General features: G+C 58.1%; 4 protein-coding genes and 1 pseudogene. 3 read left to right on the forward strand and 2 right to left on the reverse strand.

The features are described 5' to 3' along the window. Positions 1 to 336: 336 nt before the first annotated feature. Entirely contained in the window at positions 337 to 1041 is a 705-nt protein-coding gene (aqpZ, locus tag BFQ04_RS25650; protein WP_065953188.1) for an aquaporin Z, read from the forward strand. Between the two features lie 71 nt (positions 1042 to 1112). Here the strand turns inward: aqpZ and tal are convergent, their stop codons facing one another. Further along, positions 1113 to 2036 carry a transaldolase gene (gene tal / locus BFQ04_RS25655; RefSeq protein ID WP_065953189.1) on the reverse strand — a complete coding sequence of 308 codons (924 nt, stop codon included), beginning with the start codon at positions 2034 to 2036 and terminating at the stop codon, positions 1113 to 1115. Positions 2037 to 2506: 470 nt separating this feature from the next. Next, positions 2507 to 2752, reverse strand: a pseudogene (locus BFQ04_RS25660) (DUF6124 family protein); the annotation flags it as partial. 559 nt (positions 2753 to 3311) lie between these two features. Here BFQ04_RS25660 and BFQ04_RS25665 point away from each other — a divergent pair. Together BFQ04_RS25665 and BFQ04_RS25670 are read left to right on the forward strand one after the other, a co-directional pair. Beyond that, positions 3312 to 4718, forward strand: coding sequence for a PAAR domain-containing protein (locus tag BFQ04_RS25665; protein WP_065953191.1), 1407 nt, complete (start codon positions 3312 to 3314; stop codon positions 4716 to 4718). Next, the gene (locus tag BFQ04_RS25670; protein WP_065953192.1) at positions 4715 to 5107 is read left to right on the forward strand and encodes a hypothetical protein; all 393 of its coding nucleotides are present in this window, start codon (positions 4715 to 4717) and stop codon (positions 5105 to 5107) included. Before BFQ04_RS25665 ends, BFQ04_RS25670 begins: the two co-directional genes overlap by 4 nt. Positions 5108 to 5450 lie beyond the last annotated feature (343 nt).

Here is a 5450-nt window from a genome sequence, read left to right on the forward strand (position 1 = left end):
GGGCCATCCCTGGCCCAGTGCGGCTAACCCGGCGTCCTGCCGGGTTGCCCACGGATTCAAGCCTGCGTTCGGCCAGCGTGGTTTAACGGGGCGCTTAAGATCTAAAGCCAGATCAAGATCAAGAGCGACTCGCTGCGCATCGTGGTTAGCGGGTTGGCGGGTTGGCGTTGGCCGCTGCAGATTTGGATAGTTTGTCCCCGGTGGCACAAGCAGCCGCCGGACATTGCTGATCCGGCGCCTGACTAAAACCGGACAATTCCTACAGGATCCATCAATGCCCATTGCTACCGTCTCGCGGGACCGCCCACCTCCTGTGGTGACGGCACGTGAACAGCAATGGAGTCGATTGTGCAAAAGCGTTTGATCGCAGAACTTCTGGGGACTTTCTGGCTGACCTTCTGCGGGTGTGGCAGTGCCATTCTGGCGGCGGCATTTCCACAGTTGGGCATTGGCTTTGCAGGGGTGTCGCTGGCGTTTGGTCTTACGGTATTGACCATGGCCTATGCCGTGGGCGGTATTTCCGGCGGGCATTTCAACCCGGCGGTGACCATTGGTCTATGGGCCGGGCGCCGTGTGTGCGGTGCGGATGTGCTGCCTTACATCGCGGCGCAGGTGAGTGGGGCCATTGTGGCTGCCGCAGCACTGTACTTGATCGCCAACGGCCAGCCCGGTTTTGAACCGGGCGGATTTGCCGCCAACGGCTATGGTCCGTTGAGTCCCGGCCACTTCGACATGAAGTCCGCAGCCCTGGCCGAGCTGATTGCCACGTTCTTCTTTGTGTTGATCATCATGCGCGTCACCGCCCCGGGCGCGGTGGCCGGTTTTGCGCCTATCGCCATCGGCCTGGCGCTGACCCTGATTCACCTGGTGCTGATTCCGGTGAGCAATACGTCGGTCAACCCCGCGCGGAGCACCGGGCCGGCGTTGTTTGCCGAGGGGCAATACCTGTCACAGCTCTGGTTGTTCTGGCTGGCGCCAATCGCCGGTGGGGTGATGGGGGCGTTGGCAGGGCGTGCGTTGGATGATCGCCCGGAAAACTAATGCTGGCGGGCCAAATGCAGGCGGGGGCGTGCTCCCGCCTGCACTTTTTGACCGCGTCCGGTCTTGCTGTTTCACAGCGCAGCCAGCACGGCCTCGAGTTTCTCCTGATCCCTGGCAAACTGGCGAATCCCTTCGGCCAGCTTTTCGGTGGCCATTGCATCCTCATTGGAAGCCCAGCGAAATTGCGCTTCAGTCAACCGCTGACGTGCTTCACCGTCGGCGCCTGGCGCCAGCTTGCGTTGCAGTGGGCCGCTATCCTCATCGAGCTTTTGCAGCAGTTCCGGGCTCACGGTCAGGCGATCGCAGCCGGCCAATTGCTCGATCTGGCTCAGCGTGCGAAAGCTTGCGCCCATCACCACGGTGTCGATCCTGTTGGCCTTGTAGTAGTTGTAGATACGCGTCACCGACTGCACGCCCGGGTCGTCCGCGCCGGTGTAGTCCAGGCCGGTGTGCTTGCGGTACCAGTCGTAAATGCGGCCTACGAACGGTGAAATCAGAAACACACCTGCATCGGCGCAGGCCTGGGCCTGGGCGAAGGAGAACAGCAGCGTCAGATTGGTCTGGATGCCGGCTTTTTCCAGGCGTTCGGCGGTGCGGATACCCTCCCAGGTGGACGCCAATTTGATCAGCACGCGGTCGCGACCGACGCCGGCCTGGTCATAGAGGGCGATCAACTGATTGGCTTTGGCCCACAGCGCGTCCTCATCGAAGGACAACCGTGCATCGACCTCGGTGGAGATACGTCCCGGAATCACCTTGAGAATGCCGCAGCCCACCGCCACGGAAAACTGATCGCAGGCCAGGCCCAGGTCGCCTTTGGACAGGTCGAGTGCGCTGCGCAGGATGTCGCCGTAATGCTCGATGGCCGAGGCCTTGAGCAGCAACGAGGGGTTGGTGGTGGCATCCACCGGGCGCAGACGGCTGATGGCTTCCAGGTCGCCGGTGTCGCAGACCACGGTGGTGAATTGCTTGAGTTGTTCGAGTTTGGACGTCATGCGTGCAGGCCTCCGATAAGGGTTGGCGCAAACCCCTGTTGTACCACTTCCCGAGCAGTAATCGATGCATTCAGACAGGCGACACAGGCCAAATGTGGGAGGGGGCTGGCAGGTCCGTGTTGCAGGCAATCCAGTGCGCGGTCGGCAAGGGTGCGCGCCATGTCGATCAAGATCAGGCGCCACAGGCCAATGTGGGAGGGGGCTTGCCCCCGATGACGGTGGGTCAGATACGGATTGATTGGCTGACCCACCGCATCGGGGGCAAGCCCCCTCCCACATGGGTTATGGGGTGCTGGCGGGGCTGGGTTGCAGGCAATCCAGTGCGCGGTCGGCAAGGGTGTGTGCCATGTCGATCAAGATCAGGCGACACAGGCCAAATGTGGGAGGGGGCTTGCCCCCGATGACGGTGGGTCAGATACGGATTGATTGGCTGACCCACCGCATCGGGGGCAAGCCCCCTCCCACATGGGTTATGGGGTGCTGGCGGGGCCGGGTTGCAGGCAATTCAGTGCGCGCTCGGCAAGGGTGCGGGCCATGTCGATCAAGTGGGCGGTGGAACAGGCCATGTCGCGTCGGGTGCCTTTGAGGCCCTCGGCGGTTTCGGTGGCCGTGGTGGCGGCGCAGCGTAGCAGCGAGGAAATGTTGGCGATGGCGTCTTCGAAGCTCAGGTCTTCGTGGGCAACAAAAACGGGACAGGGTGGATCGGGAACAACTTTTGCTTATGCGTGAAGCTCCTGCCTGGATTGGAAGCCATTCTCTTGCCGATCTCACACGTCAAAAGGGGCAGCTATGTGCGGGGTGAGATACCGGAAAGCAGGACCCGGCCAGACCGAAGTCTGCCCGCACATAGCCGCCATAGACAGTTGTAGCGCATGGCGCCTGCTCATACACGGGATCTCACACCCGTCGCTGATATGCAGCGACGAAGCGAGGGCTAGCCAGTGCATTGAGCAGGCGCAAGGCCGAAGGATTGCCTAGGAAACGTCCTGCAAATTAAAGGGATATGGCTTGCTGGCCTTTAACAATGCATGTCGAGCAGGCAGTGCATATAAGGGAAATGATTACTGACTGGGCCGTCAGCGATCTATCAGATTTTTACGACGAAAACCTCGGAATCGTCCGACTTTACCCTAAGTAAATCCCTCTCCAAAGTTTGGCTTGCCACTGACTTCCTCGTTCTCCTTTACCTCGATTGAAATGCGTCATGCATCAGGTTTCTTGTCGAGACGAGCAGGGAAATTAGGACAAAAAACTTCATGGACAAAGGAAAAAACAATGAGCGTAGGTTATTTCATTGGCCTGGGTGACAAGACCACCTGCGGCGGGGAAGTGCTGGATGGAGATAGAAGAATCAACATCCATGGCCTTCTCCACGCGTGCGAAGGTGACCGCGTCACCTGTGGCAAAGATGGGCAAACTTATAAGATCGTCGGTGGCATTTCCTTCATGAACAGCCATGGCCGGCTGATGGCCGGTACGCTGAATAGTTACAGCGATTGTCCCTGTAAAGCCGAGCTGATTCCTTCGGTGTTGTCAGCTCAATATGGGAAAGATAGCAGCGCTACGAATTCCGCCAGACAGGCAGCTGCGCCGGTCCGAGCAGCTACCAACGGATCAGCGCCCTCTCAAGGCGCTTATGCAACACCAAGCCGTTCAGTCCCGCCTGCATTTAACGGTCTATCCGGCCAGGACCCAGGTTTTTATATCGTGCCCAAAAGCATCAGCCGCGAGGCTTTGGAGGCGACTCTTTTTCCAGAACTCGATCCGGCCGTGATGCGTAAATTTCAAACGCTGAACCCCAACACAGGCAACGTCAAAGCCGGCTCGATGATCGTGCTCAGCGATCCGAACAACACCTCCTGCACCTATCAGGAAGCGCAATTGATGCAGGCCGCTCAGCAGGTCGATGCTTCCCTGGATTCCCTGACCCCGGACGAGGCCGACTTTCTGTATCGCCATGGTGCCGAGATTGCCGGTTTCATCGGCCACACCTCAACCTGGCTGGGCGTCAGCGCGGTGGTGATGGAGAAGCACCTGAGTAATCTGCGCGACACGCTCCAGGCCATGGAACGTCTGCATCAGCAAAACTATCGACAGTATGGACATCTTAGATCACCGCAGTTTTTTGCTGATCGTCAGCGTCTTATGAGCCAGCTGGATGCCCATTTACTTAACTCAACTCGGTTACGCGGCCAAACAACCCTGGGCGATCACCCCAAGTTGAAAACGGCCCTTGGAATATCCAGTCGAAGTTTGGTGCATCACTGGGACAAGGCAGGTGGGCCAGGGCAGATTCCGGGGTATGCCGCTCATGTAGAAGCAACCAGCCGCGCACTCAGATACATGACGGCGGGTGGTTACATTGGAATTGGCCTTGGTGGCGTATCCTCCTCGTTGGCGATACAACAGGTTTGCAATAACGATTCCGAGGCGGCTTGCGAAAAGATCAAGTTCACAGAGGGTGGAAAGTTCACCGGTTCTGTTGGTGGCGGTGCATTTGGCGGATGGGCAGGTGGCATTGCCGGTAGTGCGGTCTGCCTTGGACTTGGTGTTACGACAGGTATCGGAGGTGTTGTCTGTGTCGCGGCTTTGGTTGGGACCGGCGCATGGGTGGGTACGACTATCGGTGGTAAAGGTGGCGAAATGGGCGGAGAGATTTTGTATGAGAAAAGTTTGCCATGACGACGGAAGAGTTTTGGAAATCCTGGCTGGCTTTCTGGATCGTCGCTGGCGGCCCGCTCCTGCTTGGATTTACTGGCCTCGCATTCAGCCTTTACCTCACCCACCGTCACTTGGACGCCATCAAGGAGGCTTTGAAAAACAGCCGTTATATCTACCTTTGGGGAGACAGCCTCGGGAAGCGAGGTTTGATTTGGTCTCTTTTGGAAATGTCAAAAATCGCTGGAATGATCTTGTTGCCAAAATCCCATATTCGCGTAGGCGACTTGGACCCTGTCGACTTTAAAAACTTTCCACCCTATCTAAAACGGTATCTCACAATCGTTACGACGATGATCTTTACCGCCATGATTTGGATGGCAGCTGTAGCCATTGCTTTGGAGTTCAGGTAGCTCAACTGGGCCTCACCCGAGGCCCGACATCAGCAAAAATCACGTGCGATTGCGTCCCCATAAAGGACGGAAATTTGCTTACGAACCGCACTGGCCCTGAGGTCACCACGAGCGGTCTTTGCCCTAAACCAACCTCCCCCCGGAACCATTCCCCACTTCCCTTGTCCCCGCTTCCCATGTCACTCCCCACCCCGCAAATCCCTTAATTTTCCAAGCCTGCCGGAAGCCTCTCCAGGCCCCCGGCTGCGCCCGTTGTTTTTTCAGGGCGCAGAGCAGCCGATTCAAGCGGCAAAACTGAATACGGACATTCTCTTCAACCGTGACTTATCAGGCAGGTTTCCCC

Source organism: Pseudomonas sp. 37 R 15 (assembly GCF_900004865.1).
GTDB lineage: Bacteria > Pseudomonadota > Gammaproteobacteria > Pseudomonadales > Pseudomonadaceae > Aquipseudomonas > Aquipseudomonas fluorescens_AM.

What these genes read in the sequence shown, in the direction of transcription:
- tal (WP_065953189.1), bottom strand. Translation starts at nt 2,036, where the DNA reads ATGACGTCCAAACTCGAACAACTCAAGCAATTCACCACCGTGGTCTGC.
- BFQ04_RS25670 (WP_065953192.1), top strand. Translation starts at nt 4,715, where the DNA reads ATGACGACGGAAGAGTTTTGGAAATCCTGGCTGGCTTTCTGGATCGTC.
- BFQ04_RS25665 (WP_065953191.1), top strand. Translation starts at nt 3,312, where the DNA reads ATGAGCGTAGGTTATTTCATTGGCCTGGGTGACAAGACCACCTGCGGC.
- aqpZ (WP_065953188.1), top strand. Translation starts at nt 337, where the DNA reads ATGGAGTCGATTGTGCAAAAGCGTTTGATCGCAGAACTTCTGGGGACT.